The organism is Thermoanaerobacterium butyriciformans (assembly GCF_017874545.1).
In the GTDB taxonomy this organism is placed as follows: Bacteria; Bacillota; Thermoanaerobacteria; order Thermoanaerobacterales; family Thermoanaerobacteraceae; genus Thermoanaerobacterium; species Thermoanaerobacterium butyriciformans.
This window is the reverse complement of record NZ_JAGGLT010000020.1, coordinates 23,052-42,329: the sequence shown is the minus strand read 5'-3', so window position 1 is coordinate 42,329 and position 19,278 is coordinate 23,052. Positions and strand designations below refer to the sequence as shown.

The following is a 19,278-nucleotide window of genomic DNA, read 5'->3' as shown; positions in this document are numbered from 1 at the left end:
ATGGAATGCAATACTACTGAACGCAAATACCTTACGGTAAATCCTCTAAAAACGTGTCAGCCACTTGGAGCTGTTTGGGCGTGCCTTGGTATACACCAATGCATGCCACATAGCCACGGTTCACAGGGTTGTACATCGTATTTAAGGATGCAGCTTACTCGCCACTTCAGAGAATTTATACCGACAACAACAAGCTCTTTTTCAGAAGCACAAGTTGTTTTTGGGGGTGTAGGAAACCTAAAGCAGGCGATACGAAATATATTAAGCATTTACAAACCAAAAGTAATCGGAATATCCACAACATGTTCAGCGGAAACTATCGGTGATGATGTTCCTGGCACAATAAATGAGATGCGAGCAAGCGGCGATATACCAGAAGATGTCAAAGTATTTACAGCCAGTACACCAAGCTACGTAGGCTCCCATGTGACAGGTTTTTCTAACATGGTTAAATCAGCCGTAGAGACTTTTGCCCAAAAAAGCTCACCAAATGGGAAAATAAACATTATTCCTGGATTATTAAGCCCTGGTGATTTGCGGGAAATAAAGAGAATATTGAAAATAATGGGGATTGATGCAATCATTCTACCAGATATCTCTGATGTGTTAGATGCACCTATGACAGGCGAGATACACCTGTATCAAAAGGGAGGCACCACCATATCCGAAATAGAAGACATGGGAAATTCGATATCTACTATAGTTCTAGGCAGAGAAGCAGGAATTGAACCTGCAGAATCTTTAAAAGAAATGTACGATGTACCGTATGAGGTACTTCCACTGCCTATTGGCATAAGTAATGTAGACAAATTTATCATGAAGTTAAGTGAAATAACAGGTAAGCCTATACCTTACGAACTTGAAGAAGAACGAGGAAGGCTTGTTGATATGATGCTGGATGCACACGCCCATTGGTACAATAAGAAAGCTGCAGTATTTGGAGATCCTGATATTGTTGAAGCTATAGTTGGATATGCAAATGATTTAGGGATAAATGTTTTGTATGCTTTAACAGGGACTTACAGCAGTGAATGGGAAAAAACAGTAAAATCTATGGTTCCAGATGCATATGTTTCATCAGATAGCGATTTATGGTATCTAAAAGAGCAACTTGATAAAAAACCTGTTGATATGCTATTTGGCAATAGCCATGGAAAATATCTTGCAAAAGAGTACGATCTGCCCCTTTTAAGAGTTGGCTTCCCAATTCTAGACAGAGCAAATCTTCAACATTTCCCAATTGTAGGATATAGAGGGACAGCATGGCTTGTTGAAAGAACAGGAAACACTCTTCTTGATTACAAGGATGCTAAATCGCCAGAACATCTTCTGGAGCTTATAATGTAGATATCAAGAGGTGAATATTATGGTTAAGCTGTCAGATGAGGCATTATCACAGATCAGGAAAATTTTAAATAATTTACCTAATAAAAATGAAGCTACAGGTTTGAGAATATATACAGTTCCAACAGAGGAAGGATTTCTAGCTGGTTTTGCGGTTGCTGATAATTTTAATGAAAATGATGAAATCTTAGAGTATGATGATGTGTATATCTATATTGATAAATCAGATCTTAATTACCTAAAATACAGCGTAATTGAGTATGATAACAAGTACAATAGATTTTTCATAAATATGCCACATAATTTTAATGCTTTGTGTTCAACTTGTGCTAGATATAGCGATTGTGATTATATTAATTGAAAGGGGATAATCATATGAAAATGGTACGTGCCATAATAAGGCCAGAAAAAGAGAAGCAAGTTGTTGAGGCTCTTGATAAAAATGGATACAGCTCCATGACGAAAATGCACATATTTGGGCGTGGTAAACAAAAGGGAATACAAGTAGGTCCTATTGTATATGATGAATTACCAAAAATTTTGCTTATGATTGTAGCAAAAGATGAAGATGTATCAAAGATAGTTAATCTAATAGAAAGTAATGCTCGAACAGGAAACATAGGTGATGGCAAGATATTTATAAGTGAAGTAGATGAAGCATACACAATTAGAACTGGCAATAAAGAGTTATGAGGAGGATTACTTATGAAGGAGATTGTAGCAATCATCAGGAGACAGAAACTTCATGAAACAAAAACGGCTCTGGATGGACTTGGCTTTTCACCTATGTCAATACTGAGTGTAAGTGGCAGAGGCAAGCAGAAAGGATTCATTGGTGAAGTTGATCCAGTGATGGATGAATTTATGTTGGATGAGGCAGACGTAGATGTAAGGTTTATTCCAAAAAGATTGATTTCGATTGTTGCAGATGATGCTGATGTTCCTAAAATTGTTGAAACTATAATAAAGACAAATAATACAGGCTATCCAGGGGATGGAAAAATTTTCGTTTTGCCAATTACTGATGCAATTCGCATAAGGACATCTGAAATTGGTTTAAGTGCAATAAAATAAAATTTATAGAGAAGCCTTTTTAAAGGCTTCTCTATTTTAAAAAGGTGGTGGTATTATGGAACTCAGACTTGACATACCTGAAAGAGAGAAATTTATAAAGATGAAGGGAAAACATCATAAGAAAGAATTTATATGTAATACTGATAGTGTTGCAGGCAGTGTAAGTCAGAGAGCATGTGTATACAGTGGTGCGAGAGTCGTATTAAATCCTATAGAAGATGCTGTACATCTAGTCCACGGTCCTATCGGCTGTGCCAGTTATACGTGGGACATAAGGGGAAGTCTGTCAAGCGGCTCAGAGCTTTTCAGAAATAGCTTTTCATCTGATTTAAAAGAAAGTGATGTAATTTTTGGAGGAGAAGAAAAGCTATCTAAGTGCATAGATGAAATATACGAAAAATATAAGCCAAAGCTTATTTTCGTATATTCAACATGTATTGCCGGCGTAATTGGCGATGACATAAAAGCTGTGTGCAAAGAATCATCAAAGAAATACAATATATATGTTGTGCCTGTAGAATCCAGCGGTTTCGTCGGAAATAAAGCTGCAGGTTATAAAGCTGCCTGCAATTCGCTTTTAGACCTAATTAAAGAATTTCCTGTATTAAAAAAGGAACCTTTAAGTATAAACTACATGGGTGATTTTAATCTTGCAGGTGAAGCATGGATAATAAAAGGATACCTTAATCAAATGGGTCTAAAAGTGAATACAATATTTACTGGTGATTCAAATTTTGAATCATTGAAAAAAGCAACAGCTTCCAGTTTAAATATCGTTCAATGCGCAGGCTCTATGACGTATCTTGCAAAGAAGTTTGAAGAAACTTTCGATATACCGTATATGAAAGTATCATTTTTAGGTATTGAAGATACTTCAAATTCTCTAAGGAAAATTGCAGCATTTTTTAATGATAAGGATGTTATGTTAAAAACAGAAAAACTAATAGAAGAGAAAACTAAAATGGCAAAACCTATAATAGAAAAATATAAAAGATATTTAAAGGGCAAGAAGGCTGCTATTTTTGTTGGGGGCGGATTCAAGGCAATATCGCTTATTAAGCAGTTTAGAGAACTGGGGATAGATGTAGTAGTAATTGGTACACAAAATGGACAAAAGGATGAATACGAAAAGATTGAAGAAATAGCAGATTATGGCACTGTCATACTGGATGATGCAAACCCATCAGAACTTGAAAAATTTATGGTTGAAAAGGGAGCAGACATTCTAGCCGGCGGTGTTAAGGAGAGATTTCTATCATACAAGATGGGTATCGCATTTATCGATCACAATCACGACAGAAAACACCCCTTAAGCGGCTATGAAGGCGCAATCAATTTTGCTGAAGAAGTCTATACAACAGCATGTTCGCCGGTATGGAAATATGTGAAAGATGGGGTGAACAAATGTGTATGAAACGTATAAAAGCGTAAATGAAAATCCATGTAATATGTGTATGCCTTTAGGCGGTATAATTGCATTTAGGGGAATCGAAAAATCTATGGTGTTGTTGCACGGTTCACAGGGCTGTGCAACATACATGAGAAGACACATCGCCGAACACTACCATGAGCCAATTGACGTTGCATCATCATCGCTGAACGAGAAGGGAACGGTGTACGGTGGCGAGAAAAACCTTATTAAAGCTCTCGATAATGTGATTAGAGTGTACAATCCGAACTGCATTGGGATACTTACGACATGCCTTGCAGAAACAATAGGTGAAGATATAGACAGAATAAAGTCAGAGTATAAAACATCGAGAAATATAAGTATACCAATAATAACGGCACCAACGCCTGGATATGGTGGAACACACAGTGAAGGATTTGTAAAAACATCATACAGAATAGTTGAAGAGCTTTCGACAGACAAAGAAAGACATGACAGAATAAACGTAATTGTACCAAATATAAGCACAGCAGATTTAAGAGAAATAAAGAGACTTCTTGAACTTATGAAAATACCGTACATTCTATTTCCTGATTATTCTGATACGTTGGATAGTCCTTTTAATTTCCCTTACAAAAAAATCCCTGATGGTGGCACAAAAATATCTGACATAATGTCTATGGGAGGATCTATTGCAACAATTGAAATAGGTATAAATTATGAAGAAACACCGGGTAAATATCTTCAAGATAGATTTGATGTACCGCTTTATAAAGTGCCGATACCAATAGGATTAAGAAACACAGATGCGTTTTTGAAATTGTTAAAGGAAATTACAGGTAATCCAATACCAAAATCTATAGAAATGGAAAGAGGTAGACTTATTGACGGAATGATAGATTCGCACAAATACAATTTTGTAGGAAGATGCACTATCTTTGGAGATCCTGAAATGGTGTATTCTGTATTTACTACATGTATGGAAAATGGGATACATCCTCTTTTAATTGCGACCGGAAGTAAGACACAAAAATTAAAAGAATTAATTGCCAGTGAAGATAATCCCCTAAATGATGACATTACAATTGTTGATGAAACTGATTTTAGTCACATATTAAAATTATCAGAAGAAAAGGAAGTAAATATCGCCATAGGTCCATCTGACGGAAAATATCTAACCGAAAAAGGTGGTATACCGCTTGTACGCATAGGATTTCCTATACTAGATAGAGTCGGGGGACAGAGAATATTATCTGTAGGTTACACTGGAACATTAAATTTTCTTGATATGATTACAAACACATTGTTGGAAAATAAATATAAGACGTACAGGAAGGATATGTATGAAAAATATTATAAGGCAATGTAAGGAGCAGTATTAATTCTATATCACTTAAAAAGAGTACATCTATATATTGACTTAATCAATAAATAGATGTATAATTTTAATAAGTTAAAAGAGTAAATTATATATTTAGAAATAAGGCGATGAAGCTTATAAGTGTGTTATGCATTTATAAGCTTTTATTAATTGAAATTAAATATTTATTTAGGTAGGCAAGGGTGTCCGTTCTATTATGAATTGGGCACCCTATATATTTTTAGAAAGGGTGACATAAATGAAGATTGGTGTACCAAAGGAAATAAAAGTAGGTGAAGAAAGAGTAGCTATAACACCAGCGGGAGTCGAGGCATTTTGTTCTAATGGTCATACCGTATATATTGAGAAAAATGCAGGCATTGGAAGCGGTATTGAGGATGAAGAATATATAAAGGCAGGTGCTGAAATTGTTGAGACTCCTTACGAAGTATTTCAAAAATCGGATATGATAATAAAGGTAAAAGAGCCACAACCATCTGAATATGATTATTTTAAAGAAGGTCAAATACTATTTACTTATCTACATTTAGCACCAAATATTGAATTAACAAAAGCACTTCTAAAGAAAAAGATTATCGGTATTGCATATGAGACTGTACAAAATGAAGATGGATCACTTCCATTATTGGTCCCCATGAGTGAAGTGGCAGGGAGAATGTCTGTAATAATTGGAGCATACTTATTAGAAAATATAAATAAAGGGAGAGGCGTTTTATTAAGCGGAGTACCTGGTGTTGAACAGGCAGAAGTTGTAATAATAGGCGGTGGAACTGTAGGCACAAATGCTGCAAAAATAGCTTCAGGCATGGGAGCACATGTGACAATACTTGACCTCAATGCTCAAAGGCTTGCATATCTTGATGACATATTTGGTGGCAAGATAACAACATTGATGTCAAATAGTTATAATATTGCAGAGAGTGTGAAAAAAGCAGATCTTTTAATAGGTGCTGTATTGATTCCAGGTTCAAAAACACCAAAGCTTGTTACAGAAAATATGGTAAAAAGTATGAAGAAAGGTTCTGTTATAGTTGATGTAGCAATAGATCAAGGAGGATCTGTTGAGACAATTGATAGGATAACTACACATGAAAATCCATATTTTATTAAGTATGGTGTTGTACATTATTCTGTAGCGAATATACCAGGAGCAGTTCCTAGGACTTCTACATTTGCATTAACAAATGTTACAATTCCGTATGCGATTGATATTGCGAATAAAGGTTATAAGAAAGCATTATTAGAAAACAAATCACTTTTACATGGTTTGAATATATATTATGATAACGTGACATATAAGGCAGTGGCAGATGCACATGGATTTAAATATGTCGATCCTTATGAAGTATTGAAATAGCTTAAATTTTATCAAATTCTTGTTATCAAATTGATGCGCATCAATTAATTTTATTATTATTGACATTAATAAAAATTCCAAAATAAGGTTAATAAAATATTTTATAAAAGGAGGTAAATTATGTCAAAGTCATTTAAATTTACATCATTTATCATTGCTGTATTAATGATAGCTGTGATATTTTCAGGTTGTTCAAAAAGCAATTCAACATCTACATCATCAGATACCATAAAAGTTGGAGCGCTTTTTGAGCTGACAGGTAGTGTTGCAACATATGGAACATCGGCGCTTAATGGAGCCAAATTGTACATTGATGAAGTGAATAAAAATGGTGGTGTGCTTGGTAAAAAAATAGTTTTATTGAAAGCAGACAATAAATCGCAAAGTGATGAATCAATAAATCAAGCTACAAAACTTATACAACAAGACAAAGTTATAGCTATTTTAGGACCTAGCACATCGACTAACACAATAGCAGCATCATCTGTCGCAGTGCAAAACCATATACCATTGATAACAGGTTTTGCTACTGCTGTAAGTGTTACAGTCGATCCTAACACAAACAAGGTCAAAAACGAAATATTCAGAGCTTGCTTTATAGATCCATACCAAGGCAGTGTTATGGCACAATTTGCATCAGAAAAGCTGAATGCGAAAACAGCAGTTGTGTATATGGATGATAAGAGTGACTATAGCAAAGGTCTTGCACAAAGCTTCAAAGATCAGTTTGAGAAGCTTGGTGGGAAAGTTATTGATACAGAAGCGTATGTAGCAGGTGATCAAGATTTTAAAGCAACTCTTACAAAGATAAAGGGTTTAAATCCTGATGTCATATTTATACCGGGATACTATCAAGAAACAGGGAAAATAGCTAAACAGGCAAGGGATATGGGTATAAATACGCCTTTACTTGGTGGTGACGGTTGGGATTCTCCAGATCTATTAAAGATAGCAGGAGCATCTGCATTAAACAACGTTTATTACAGCAACCACTTTATATCGACAGATCCCGATCCAACTGTTCAAGACTTCATAAAGAAGTATAAAGATGCTTACGGCACAGAACCCGATGCGTCGGCAGCACTTGTATATGATGCAGCAGGCATGTTGGTGCAGGCAATAAAGGATGCCAACTCAACAGAACCTGCAAAGATTATTGATGCTTTATCAAAGCTTAAAGATTTTAAAGGTGTTACAGGTACAATAACAATAAATAGTGAGCATAATGCGGTCAAATCTGCTGTTATCATAGAATTAAAAGACGGTAAGCAGAACTTGGTTGAAAAAGTAGCAGCACAGTAAAGTAAAATTGTAAATTGTTGCTTATGAAGTAAACAGACACTTAAGAAAAAAGTAAGTGCTGAATAAAAATCATAAGATATCTTTAGAAAAACATGGCAATGCGGTCACCTTGTGGCCGCATATATTTTAATATATTTAAACTTGAGGTGATGTTGATGAAGACATTTATTGAACAGCTTATAAATGGTCTATCTTTAGGCAGCATATACGCACTCATTGCCCTTGGATATACCATGGTTTACGGCATAATGAAATTAATAAATTTCGCTCATGGTGATATATACATGGTAGGTGCATTTACAGGATTCTTCGCATCCACATACTTTCACCTTGGATTTATACCATCTCTCCTTTTGGCAATGCTGGTAAGCCTTTTGCTTGGTGTGACAATTGAAAGAGTCGCATACAGGCCATTAAGGAATAAGTCAAAAATCTCTATATTGATTACAGCCATCGGCGTCTCCCTTTTACTGGAAAACGGAGGTATAATCATTCTATCGCCACAAGTCAGGACATATCCACAAATTTTCAAGCAGCACATGTACTCATTTTTCAACGGAATAATCACCATATCAAACCAGCAGATCGTCATATTTGTCGTATCCATAATCATGATGGTTGGACTGCAGATAATAATCTACAAGACAAAGATGGGAAAAGCCATGAGGGCTGTCTCAACTGACGCAGATGCGGCAAAACTTATGGGAGTAAATGTAGATAGGACCGTTTCATTTACATTTGCAATAGGCTCTGCCCTTGCTGCTGTTGCAGGCGTATTAGTCGGAATATACTACAACTCAATAGATCCCCTAATGGGTATAATGCCAGGCTTAAAAGCGTTCATCGCAGCAGTCTTAGGCGGAATAGGAATAATCCCAGGTGCTATGGTAGGAGGCCTTTTGATGGGCGTCATAGAAGCACTTGTCTCAGGTTATGGCAGCTCATTATACAGGGACGGTGTTTCATTTGCAATACTCATAATCATATTGCTAATTAAACCAACAGGACTATTTGGCAAAAATGTAAGAGAGAAAGTGTAGGTGGTACAGTTGAAGCAAATATTGAAAAACAGATTGCTGATTTTTATAGGACTATTCGCCATTTACGGTATAATACAAATCTTGCTGTCAACAAGTATATTGAACGATTATTACGAAATAAACATAGTTCTTATGGGCATAAATATAATACTTGCTGTAAGCCTTAACCTTATCAATGGCTTTACAGGACAATTTTCACTTGGTCATGCAGGATTTATGTCAATCGGTGCATATACATCTGCCATCATAACTTACAAGCTAGGATTGCCGTTTCCTCTGGCTATATTAGTAGGTGGCATAGCAGCAGGTATAGCTGGAATATTGATAGGTATCCCATCATTGAGATTAAAAGGTGACTATCTTGCTATAACAACTCTTGGATTCGGAGAAATAATCAGGGTAATCTTTCTAAACACCGAATACGTCGGTGGAGCGAGCGGCCTTTCCGGTATTCCAAAGTACACAAACTGGACATGGGTATTCTGGATGGCAGTCATAACTATTGTATTAATCAGAAACTTCATAAATTCCAGCTACGGCAGATGCTGTGTTGCAATTAGAGAAGACGAGACAGCAGCCGAATCAATGGGCATAAACACAACTTTCTATAAGACATTGGCATTTACAATAGGTGCATTCTTTGCAGGAATAGGCGGTGCACTTTACGCTCACAACTTTTACATCATACAGCCAGAAACATTCAACTTCATGAAGTCATTCGATATCTTGACAATGGTTGTATTAGGAGGACTTGGAAGCATAACAGGATCTATTCTATCAGCAATTTTCCTCACATTCGTATACGCACTCTTGCAGGATTATGCTGCCTTAAGAATGGTAATATACTCACTCCTCTTAATTGTTGTAATGTTATTCAGACCGGAAGGATTGATGGGTACAAAAGAATTTTCTCTCAAAAAATTATTTAAGAAAGGAGAGAAAAGCAATGAGTTTACTCTCAATTAAAGATCTTTCTATAGATTTCGGCGGCATAAAAGCCCTGATAGATGTCAATATAGAACTGGAAAAAGGCTCTCTTACAGGTCTTATAGGACCTAATGGTGCAGGAAAATCAACAGTATTCAATATAATAACAGGAATATACAAACCAACATCAGGGAAAGTGATATTTGATGGAAAAAGCATATCTCAAAAGCCGTACAACAACACGAAGCTTGGCATAGCAAGGACATTTCAAAACATACGATTATTTAAGAACTTAACTGTGCTTGACAATGTCAAAATAGCCCAGCACATTCATGTACAATACGGACTTTTTAGCTCCTTTCTGCAGTACAAAAAATACTTAGATGGAGAAAAATCGCAGAATATAGAGGCAATGAATTTACTTAAAATCTTCAATCTTGATAAACACGCCTACAATCTTGCTAAAAATCTGCCATACGGTGAGCAGAGAAGACTTGAAATAGCAAGAGCACTGGCAACAAAGCCAAAGCTTTTACTTCTCGATGAACCTGCAGCAGGAATGAATCCTCAAGAAACAAAAGAGCTTACAGACACAATCAGATTCATAAGAGACAAATTTGACATAACAATACTCTTAATTGAGCACGATATGTCGCTGGTGATGGATCTTTGTGAAGACATATACGTCATGAACTATGGGAAAATAATCGCACATGGCACACCAGACGAAATCAAGAGAAACCCAGAAGTAATAGCAGCGTACCTTGGAGAAGAAGACATTGATGAAAAAGAAATTTTATCAATAGAAGGAGGTGCTTAAAATATGTTAGAGATAAAAAATCTAAATGTATCATATGGTATGGTTAATGCTTTAAAAGGCATAAACCTAAAAGTCAATGATGGTGAGATCGTGACTATAATTGGTGCAAACGGCGCAGGTAAAAGCACTACTTTAATGACAATATCAGGCATATTGAAGCCAAAAAAAGGCTACATCAAATTCGACGATGTAGACATAACGAAAAAACCTGCCCAAAATATAGTCGATATGGGCATCTGCCAAGTGCCAGAAGGAAGAAGAATATTTGCCAACATGACTGTGATGGAAAACCTTGAGATGGGAGCATATCTCAGGAAAGACAAAATGGTAAAAAGCGACATGGAAAAAGTGTTTAACTTATTCCCCCGCCTAAAAGAAAGGCATAAGCAGATTGCCGGTACTTTAAGCGGAGGAGAGCAGCAAATGCTGGCCATAGGAAGAGCATTGATGTCAAAGCCAAAGGTGCTTTTATTAGACGAACCATCGATGGGTCTTGCACCGATAGTAGTGCAAGATATATTTAAGACCATAAAAAATATAAATGAGGACGGCACAACCATCCTTTTAGTAGAGCAAAACGCTAAAATGGCACTATCTATTGCAGATAGGGCATACGTCCTTGAAACAGGCAATATTTCTCTTGAAGGTGCTGCATCTGTCTTAAAAGACGATGAAAGGGTTAAAAAGTCGTATTTAGGTGGATAGTACGAAAATACACTATCTTAAATCTTAAAAAAGAATTTTAAAGACTGAAATAAAATAATCTTTTTTACCAATTGAAGTATTTAGTATGATAGCATGAGTACAGAAAATCATCTTTTAATTTATCAAACTTAGGATAATTATCTTTAGAGAATTTATTTTTAGAAAGACTTAAAACTATTAAACTTAGTATTAACCTTAGTAAAATGGCATATCTTAGAAATACCTTAATGAAATGCATTAGTATTGTATTGGGAGGAAAAATAGAATGAGAAATATTAAACAGTTTCCTATGTTGATATTTATATTATTAATTCTATTACTTTTTGGAGGTTGTAGACAGGAAAGGGAAAATATACCCTCTAATAAAACGGAAAATACAAAAAACATTATGGTATTTGCAGGAGCAGGACTTAAAGATGCACTTCCAGAAGTAGCAAAAAAATACAACCAACTTCATCCAGATGTAAAAATTTCTTTTAATTTTGCAGGACTTGGTGTGCTCCAGCAACAAATTGAACAAGGAGCCCCTTGCGATATACTTTTAGGTCCCGGAGAAAAGCAATGGAATACTTTAAGAAGTGAAAATTTAATTGATAAATCAACAGAAAAAAAGATTTTATCTGACAAAATGGTTCTTATTACGCCAAAAGAGAGCCAAAAGGTTAAAAGCTTTCAGGACCTTACTTTACCTGATGTAAATAAAATTGCTATTGGAGATCCTGCTCTTGTTCCCGGAGGTGAGTGGGCTAAAGATGTATTAACAAATTTAGGACTTTGGGACAAAGTAAGTTCTAAAATTATTCTGGCAAAAGATGTTCAGGAAATCAGAGGCTATATAGAAACAGGAAATGTAGACGCTGGTTTGCTTTGGAAATCAAATACTACAAATAATAATAAGATTAGGATTGTTGCAGATGCACCCGAAAATTCTTGCCCTCCAATTTTCTTTAGAGGAGCAGTTATAAATAGCAGCCAAGAAAAAGAAACGGCTCTTGATTTTTTAAACTACCTTAAAAGTCAGGAAGCATCACAGGTTTTTAAAAAATATGGATATGTACCTTTAGACCAGAAACAATAAATTCAAGGTTAAAAAGGTGTGAGATAAATGATATATCCTATATTCTTGTCAATAAAAGTAGCTATTATAGCTACTCTTATATCATTTGTAGTTGGTATCTTTTTTGCTCGCCTGTTTTTTGTAAAAAACTTTCCTGGGAAAGAAGCTATTGAAGCCATTTTTTTTCTACCAATGGTTTTACCACCAACAGTTACGGGTTTTATTCTCCTGATTCTTTTTGGTAAACATGGACCTTTAGGTTTTCTCATTAGAAAAATATTTAACAGTCAATTATTGTTTACATGGTGGGCTGCTGTAATTGCTTCTTCTGTGGTCGCATTTCCTTTGATGTATCAAAGTGCCAAAGCAGCTTTTGAAAGCGTTGATATAAAGCAGGAGCGGGCTGCTCGTATTTTAGGTGCAAACGAGTTGCGGGTTTTTTGTACTATTACGATGCCTCTTGCTTGGCCTGGTATTTTATCGGGTGTTGTTCTTTCCTTTGCAAGAGCTATTGGTGAGTTTGGAGCAACATTGATGACTGCGGGTAATATCCCAGGAAAGACACAAACAATTCCTATGGTAATTTATTTTGCGGTGGAAAGTGGGGATTACAAAACTGCTATCTACTTAGTTGTTGTGATTATACTATTTTCTTTTGGAATGATTTTTTGGCTAAATTGGTTATCAAGGAAAAAAGTTTTGAAGTATACAAAAAAACAAAGGCAATAAAAGGTGCTAAATCGTTAGGTATACATTATTTAATAGATACAGGAGGAATCAGTTATGAGTTTTTATGATAATTTAAAGTCTGTGTTTAGAAAAATCGTTGACGAAAATGGGCTATTAAAAGAAAGTATAGAAGTTAAAGCCTCTATACTTTCTCCTAAGGATGCTCTTGGTGCGACGAAACGTACAGACTATGTGCTTCTGAAAGGCAAAGAAAGACTTATGCAGGCAGAATTTAAAGGGTCCTATGGACAGGCATTTACTGATTCATTAAATGATTTTCATGGTTCTATTGGGGAGATACTGGAACTTCCACTTAAAAACAATTATGAAAGAGCTATTTTTATTTCCTCCTTAAATGCAATTATGCGACATCTGCGTTTGGCTGATCACACCGTACACTGCAAAAACAATGATTTAGAAAACTGTGCTCAAAAAATAGCCTATTTCATTGTTGAAAAATATGGACAACCGCGTATATGTTTTGTAGGGCTACAACCTGCTTTAGTAGAAACATGTGCCTCCAAATTTTCCGTTAAAGTGCTTGACCTGGATAAAGACAACATAGGCAAAGAAAAAAGTGGTGTTTTGATACTGGATGGAGAGAAAGATTATAATGATGCAATAGAATGGTGTGATATAGCATTAGTGACAGGGAGTGTTATTGTTAATGGAACGATTGAAAATATTTTAAAAGTTCAAAAACCATTGATCTTTTTTGGAACAACTGCCGCCGGGACTGCTAAGTTAATGGGATGGGAAAGATTTTGCCCTTGTTCTTATTGAGGATATAGAACCCACAATATAGACAAAAAGGTGATGAAAGATGCTTAAAGCAAAATTTGTAAAAAAGCTTCCTGATTTTGTTCTTAAAGTAGACTTATTTGTTGATAAAGAAATTTTGGTTCTTATTGGACCTTCAGGATCTGGTAAAACAACTGTTTTAGAATGTATTTCAGGACTTCAAAAGCCGGATTCGGGGGAGATAATATTGGGAGAGAAAGTTCTTTTTTCCTCATCGAGGCGAATCAATCTTCCTTCATACAAACGTGGTATTGGGTATATATTTCAAGAATATGCACTTTTTAATCACTTAACAGTAAAAGATAACATTCTTTATGGGGCAAAAAATTTATTAAAAGAAGAAAAAGAAAAGCAGCTCAATGAGATACTTAAACAATTTAATATATCTCATCTGGCTGAAAGATATCCAGTTCAGCTTTCAGGTGGTGAAAGACAACGAGTAGCTATGGCAAGGACACTTATAACAAAGCCTCATTTGTTATTGTTAGATGAACCGCTTTCAGCTATGGATAGGAAATTAAGAGAAAGATTGCGAAAGGAAATAAAAGAACTTCATAAACAGTGGAATATACCCTTTGTTTTGGTTACACACTGCCGATGTGAGGCAGAACTTGGTGATAAGGTCTTTAAGGCAGAAAAAGATGAAAATAAAGGAGAAACTATAATGTGGTTTTGTCAAAGTGCTTGACGGACAATGCTATTGAAGTATATTAAAAAATTATGGATAAAATTAATGATAATAGAGGTGGAGATAACATATGAAATTTAACTTTTTTATACCAACAAGGATTATTTTTGGTGAAAATTGCATTAAAGAAAACAGCAATTTGATGTGTATAGGTAAAAAAGCATTGATAGTTACAGGTAAAAGTTCTAAAAAAAATGGTTCACTTGATGATGTGTTATCGGTACTTACAGATAATGGCGTAAAATACGAGATTTTTAATCGTGTTAAATCCAATCCGGACATAGAAAATGTATTAGATGGTGCTGATGTTGCAAGAAAAGTCGAAGCTGATTTTATAATCGGCATTGGTGGTGGTTCTCCACTTGATGCATCAAAATCCATTGCAACCCTGGCCACAAATTTAATTGAACCGGAAGAGCTTTTTTCTAACATGATTAAAAAAAGACCTTTGCCTATAATAGCTATTCCGACAACAGCAGGGACAGGAAGCGAGGTTACACCATATTCAATTTTGACGTATGACAAAATTGGAAGTAAAAAGAGCTTTTTTAGCCCATTGATATTTCCTAAAATAGCTTTTTTAGATGCTAAATATACCATGAGTTTATCATATAATGTTACTGTGGATACTATGCTGGATGCGTTGTCACATTTGATAGAAGGATTTCTATCAGTAAAGTATAATAATTTTTATGAATATATTGTTGTTAATGGATTAAACAGTTTGAAGACATGTTATAAAAATGTATTAGATGCAAGTACTGATATTAAAAAACTTGATTTTGAAACAAGAGAATTATTACTTTATTCCTCAACATTAGGTGGTATGTTAATAGCACATACAGGGACATCTGTTGTTCACGCTATGGGTTATTCTCTCACATATTATAAAGAGATTCCACACGGCAGGGCAAATGGGATATTGCTTGCAAATTATTTGAAATTTAATTATGACAGTGAAGAATATAAAATTAATATGGTATTAAAGTTATTAGGAATTAAAGATATTTATGAATTTGAAAAGATTATAAATGAACTGATACGTAAAGAAGGCAAAATACCTGAAATATCAAGAGATGAGTTGAATAAATATTCGTCTATAGCCATAAAAGCTAGTAATATAGCTAATAACAAAAAATCAGTAACACAAGATGATCTTTTAGACATTTATACGAAGAGCATATTCTAAGACATATCTGGTAATGGTATTATACCATTGTTTTTTACCTTTTAAAAAAGGGAATGGTTATGTATGAGTATAAAGTGCAGAGATATACTAGTGCTTCCATCTTTGAAAAAGTTTAGATTAGTTGGTGGAAAAAACGGTCTTGACAGGAATTTAAGCTGGGTGCATGTTGTAGATATTCCTGATGTTTCTAAATGGGTTCATGGAGGTGAGTTGCTCTTTACAACAGGTATAAGCATAAAAGATAATGTTGATATTCTGATGAAAATTATTGAAGAAATAAATTCGAAGAATCTGGCAGGACTTGTGATAAATGTGGGACCTTATATCAAGAATATTCCGAAAGAAGCTATTTTATTAGCCGATAGGCTTGATTTCCCGCTTTTTGAGCTTCCTTGGGAGGTTAAACTTGTTGATGTTACAGAGATAATATGTAATTTTATTATAAAAAAGTCAATTGAGGAAAAGTCAATAGGAGAATTTTTAGAAAACATACTTTTTACAGATTTTAAATCTGAAGAGGTTTTTGTAAGCAGGGCAGAATATCATGGCTTTAACATCAGTCATCAAAACTGTGTTATGATTACAGATATAGATAAATTTGGGCAATATATAAATAAGAGCAACATAAAAGACGAAAAGAAGATAATGGATATAAAATTTTGTTTGCAGCAGATTGTAAACAATACATTAGAAAAAAACGGCAAGAGACCGCTTTCTTTAATTCGTGGTGATTCTGTTATATCTCTCATATCTAAAAAGGAAGCAGAAGATGAAAGCTCAGTAGTAGGAATTGCAGAGGAAATAAGAAAAAGTGTTATCGAGCAGCTATCTCCATTAAAAGTTAGCATTGGAATAGGACGATATTATTCTAATTTAAAAGATATAAAAAATAGTTTAAAAGAGGCTGAAAGAGCTTTAAAGCTGGCTTATAAAATAATGGGAGGCAATTCAGTTTATAGTTATAGTGAAGCGGGAATTTTTCGACTTTTATTTGAAATGAAGGATAAGAGTGAAATGATTTCTTTTTTCAATGAATTGATGGAACCAATGATGAAATATGATGAAAGCTCAAGAGCTGATCTCATTAATACATTGGAGGTATTTTTACAAAACAATGGTAATTTTGTAAAAACCGCTAAAGATCTCTTTATACATCGCAGTACTTTGAACTATAGAATAAAAAAAATTGAGGAAATCCTTAATGTGGATTTATCTGATTGGGAAACCAAATTTAATTTACAAGTAGCATTGGCTATTGGAAAATTTCTCAAATATTGAATCTATTGTATTAAAATTTATGAAAATAATGCTACATAATGTAGGATGACATTTTATTAATTATTATGTAAAATTTATTTAAGCTTTAAAGATAAGACTAAAAACAATTAATATACTAAAATAGCAATGGTGCTAATTAAAGGTACAGAAAATGCCTTATGATTAGCACCATTTCTATTTTACGGTGTTAAATTAATATTTTAAGTGAGGAGGGCTAAAATGTTAACTAAAGAAGATAATGAAATTGTTATGGATGAAGACAATATAAGGGAATATGACAAGAGATACAATTTACATTCTTGGAGCGCTCAGAAAAATCTTAATCCATTGGTTATTACAAAAGCAGAAGGAATTTATTTTTGGGATATTAATGGAAAAAGGTATTTTGATATGTCTTCTCAGCTAGTAAATGTAAATGTAGGACATGGAAATAAAGAGATTATAAAAGCAATAAAAGAGCAAGCGGAAAGGCTTCCTTTTATCGGACCAAGCTATGCTGTTGATGTTAGATCAAGGTTGGCTGCAAAAGTAATAGAAAAGGCTCCAGATAATATGGGTAAGGTATTTTTTACATTAGGTGGAGCGGATGCCAACGAAAATGCGATAAAAATAGCAAGGATGTTTACAGGAAGGCAAAAAATATTTTCAAGATATCGATCATACCATGGAGCTAGCTTCGGAGCTGCAAATCTAAGCGGAGAACCAAGAAGATATACTTGTGAGCCGGGATTGACTGGGTTTATTAAATTCTTTGATCCATATATTTATCGTGAAAAAATAGAATTTAAGAGTGAAGAGGAGGCAAGCAGGTATTATTTGAATAAGCTTAAGGAGCAAATTATTTATGAAGGTGCGGATAATGTAGCGGCGATTTTTCTTGAAACAGTGACTGGAAGTAACGGAGTAATTATTCCACCTAAAGGATATTTACAAGGAATAAGGGATATATGTGATGAATTTGGGATACTTATGGTGTGTGATGAGGTCATGACAGGATGGGGAAGAACGGGAGAGTGGTTTGCATGTGATAATTGGAATGTAAAACCAGATATTATAACATTTGCAAAAGGAATTACTTGTGGGTATGAGCCTTTGGGTGGCGTTATTGTAGACAAAAAGATAGCAGAATATTTTGATGATAATGTTTTAATGTGTGGCTTAACATATAATGCACATCCAATAGGTTGTGCAGCAGGTTGTGCAACTATAGATGTATATGAAAAAGAAGGATTAATAGAAAATTCAAAGAAGATGGGGAAAGTTTTGGGTGCCGAATTAGAAAAGTTAAAAGAAAAGCATGCATGTGTTGGTGATGTAAGATATATAGGACTTTTTTCGGCGGTAGAACTTGTTAAACATAAAGGTACAAAGGAACCTTTAGTTCCATATGGAAAAGACCCTGAAAAAATAATGCCCAGAATTATAGATAAGTTAAGAGAGAGAGGATTTTCTACCTACTCTCATGAAAACTGCATATTAGTGGCTCCACCTTTGATTATAAAGGAGGAGGAATTAAAGGAAGCATTATCAATTCTTGATGAGGTTTTAGATTTTGTAGATGAGTATATTGAAAAAACATAAAATAATTTAATTCATATATCAAGATAAGTTAATGTGAAAAAAAGGGGGAGATTATTTATGAAAGAAGAAATGTATGAACTTAAAGAAGAAATTACTAAAAGTAGATTATTTAACAACGATCTTGCTCCGACTACGATTAATGAAAGGACATGGAATACTTACAATTACACAGCTTTATGGATTGGAATGGCGCATTGTATTCCGATGCTATTTAAATTTGATTCTTTAAGCGTTTCAAAATACACACAGCAAATAAAGACATTTCGTTTGGAGTATGTATTTCTTGCCGCTAAAATAATCAAAACTGCTAGGTATGTGATCATGAAGTTGTCAGAAAATTATCCGTACAAAGACGTGTATGAAAAATGCATGACATAACAAGAATACTACCTAAAAATTGAGCATTGCTCTGTGAATAACTTGAAGAGCATAATAAATATTCTCATCAAAAAGTTGAAAATAATAATTTATCCAAAATGATTGAAAGGTGGCGATATACATGTTAAAATTTTCAAGAAACAGGTTAAATTCTTCTTAAAATAGTGTTATTTGAAGCTGATTAAAAATGTACGTGAAATTTAGGATATAATAATTTATAAAACTATAAGGAGGTTT

Annotated in this window: 19 protein-coding genes and 1 pseudogene; all 20 read left to right on the top strand. The window is 34.5% G+C overall.

Going from position 1 to position 19,278, the window contains the following annotated elements:
- Complete coding sequence (locus J2Z80_RS09465) at nt 1–1,347, top strand: nitrogenase component 1 (protein WP_245301256.1); 1,347 nt, start codon at nt 1–3, stop codon at nt 1,345–1,347.
- Between the two features lie 19 nt (nt 1,348–1,366).
- The gene (locus J2Z80_RS09460; protein ID WP_209454166.1) at nt 1,367–1,705 is read left to right on the top strand and encodes a HesB/IscA family protein; all 339 of its coding nucleotides are present in this window, start codon (nt 1,367–1,369) and stop codon (nt 1,703–1,705) included.
- Nucleotides 1,706–1,719: 14 nt separating this feature from the next.
- The gene (locus J2Z80_RS09455; RefSeq protein ID WP_015311972.1) at nt 1,720–2,037 is read left to right on the top strand and encodes a P-II family nitrogen regulator; all 318 of its coding nucleotides are present in this window, start codon (nt 1,720–1,722) and stop codon (nt 2,035–2,037) included.
- 12 nt (nt 2,038–2,049) lie between these two features.
- Entirely contained in the window at nt 2,050–2,418 is a 369-nt protein-coding gene (locus tag J2Z80_RS09450) for a P-II family nitrogen regulator (protein WP_015311971.1), read from the top strand.
- A 55-nt stretch (nt 2,419–2,473) separates the two neighbouring features.
- Complete coding sequence (nifE, locus tag J2Z80_RS09445) at nt 2,474–3,832, top strand: nitrogenase iron-molybdenum cofactor biosynthesis protein NifE (protein WP_209454165.1); 1,359 nt, start codon at nt 2,474–2,476, stop codon at nt 3,830–3,832.
- Nucleotides 3,825–5,177, top strand: coding sequence for a nitrogenase component 1 (locus tag J2Z80_RS09440; protein WP_209454164.1), 1,353 nt, complete (start codon nt 3,825–3,827; stop codon nt 5,175–5,177). Before nifE ends, J2Z80_RS09440 begins: the two co-directional genes overlap by 8 nt.
- Nucleotides 5,178–5,427: 250 nt before the next feature.
- Entirely contained in the window at nt 5,428–6,546 is a 1,119-nt protein-coding gene (gene ald / locus J2Z80_RS09435; RefSeq protein ID WP_209454163.1) for an alanine dehydrogenase, read from the top strand.
- A gap of 120 nt (nt 6,547–6,666) precedes the next feature.
- On the top strand, nt 6,667–7,848 hold the full coding sequence (locus J2Z80_RS09430; protein ID WP_209454162.1) for an ABC transporter substrate-binding protein: 1,182 nt from the start codon (nt 6,667–6,669) through the stop codon (nt 7,846–7,848).
- Between the two features lie 155 nt (nt 7,849–8,003).
- Entirely contained in the window at nt 8,004–8,888 is an 885-nt protein-coding gene (locus J2Z80_RS09425) for a branched-chain amino acid ABC transporter permease (protein WP_209454161.1), read from the top strand.
- A gap of 9 nt (nt 8,889–8,897) precedes the next feature.
- Nucleotides 8,898–9,854, top strand: a complete 957-nt coding sequence (locus J2Z80_RS09420) for a branched-chain amino acid ABC transporter permease (RefSeq protein WP_013298573.1) — start codon at nt 8,898–8,900, stop codon at nt 9,852–9,854.
- Nucleotides 9,835–10,635 (top strand): ABC transporter ATP-binding protein, encoded by an 801-nt coding sequence (locus J2Z80_RS09415; RefSeq protein WP_013298574.1) that lies wholly within the window; start codon nt 9,835–9,837, stop codon nt 10,633–10,635. The genes J2Z80_RS09420 and J2Z80_RS09415 overlap by 20 nt, the downstream gene beginning before the upstream one ends.
- A gap of 3 nt (nt 10,636–10,638) precedes the next feature.
- Nucleotides 10,639–11,340, top strand: a complete 702-nt coding sequence (locus J2Z80_RS09410; RefSeq protein WP_209454160.1) for an ABC transporter ATP-binding protein — start codon at nt 10,639–10,641, stop codon at nt 11,338–11,340.
- Between the two features lie 265 nt (nt 11,341–11,605).
- Nucleotides 11,606–12,418 carry a molybdate ABC transporter substrate-binding protein gene (modA, locus tag J2Z80_RS09405; RefSeq protein WP_209454159.1) on the top strand — a complete coding sequence of 271 codons (813 nt, stop codon included), beginning with the start codon at nt 11,606–11,608 and terminating at the stop codon, nt 12,416–12,418.
- A gap of 45 nt (nt 12,419–12,463) precedes the next feature.
- Nucleotides 12,464–13,126, top strand: a complete 663-nt coding sequence (modB, locus tag J2Z80_RS09400; RefSeq protein ID WP_245301255.1) for a molybdate ABC transporter permease subunit — start codon at nt 12,464–12,466, stop codon at nt 13,124–13,126.
- Between the two features lie 54 nt (nt 13,127–13,180).
- Entirely contained in the window at nt 13,181–13,909 is a 729-nt protein-coding gene (locus tag J2Z80_RS09395; RefSeq protein WP_014759065.1) for a Rossmann-like domain-containing protein, read from the top strand.
- 40 nt (nt 13,910–13,949) lie between these two features.
- Nucleotides 13,950–14,615, top strand: a complete 666-nt coding sequence (locus tag J2Z80_RS09390) for an ATP-binding cassette domain-containing protein (RefSeq protein ID WP_014759064.1) — start codon at nt 13,950–13,952, stop codon at nt 14,613–14,615.
- A 70-nt stretch (nt 14,616–14,685) separates the two neighbouring features.
- Nucleotides 14,686–15,804 carry an iron-containing alcohol dehydrogenase family protein gene (locus tag J2Z80_RS09385; RefSeq protein ID WP_209454158.1) on the top strand — a complete coding sequence of 373 codons (1,119 nt, stop codon included), beginning with the start codon at nt 14,686–14,688 and terminating at the stop codon, nt 15,802–15,804.
- A gap of 63 nt (nt 15,805–15,867) precedes the next feature.
- Nucleotides 15,868–17,082 (top strand): PucR family transcriptional regulator, encoded by a 1,215-nt coding sequence (locus J2Z80_RS09380; RefSeq protein ID WP_209454157.1) that lies wholly within the window; start codon nt 15,868–15,870, stop codon nt 17,080–17,082.
- 219 nt (nt 17,083–17,301) lie between these two features.
- On the top strand, nt 17,302–18,663 hold the full coding sequence (locus tag J2Z80_RS09375; protein WP_209454156.1) for an aminotransferase class III-fold pyridoxal phosphate-dependent enzyme: 1,362 nt from the start codon (nt 17,302–17,304) through the stop codon (nt 18,661–18,663).
- Nucleotides 18,664–18,867: 204 nt separating this feature from the next.
- Nucleotides 18,868–19,041 (top strand): annotated as a pseudogene (locus tag J2Z80_RS09370) (IS1380 family transposase); the annotation flags it as partial.
- Between the last annotated feature and the right edge of the window lie 237 nt (nt 19,042–19,278).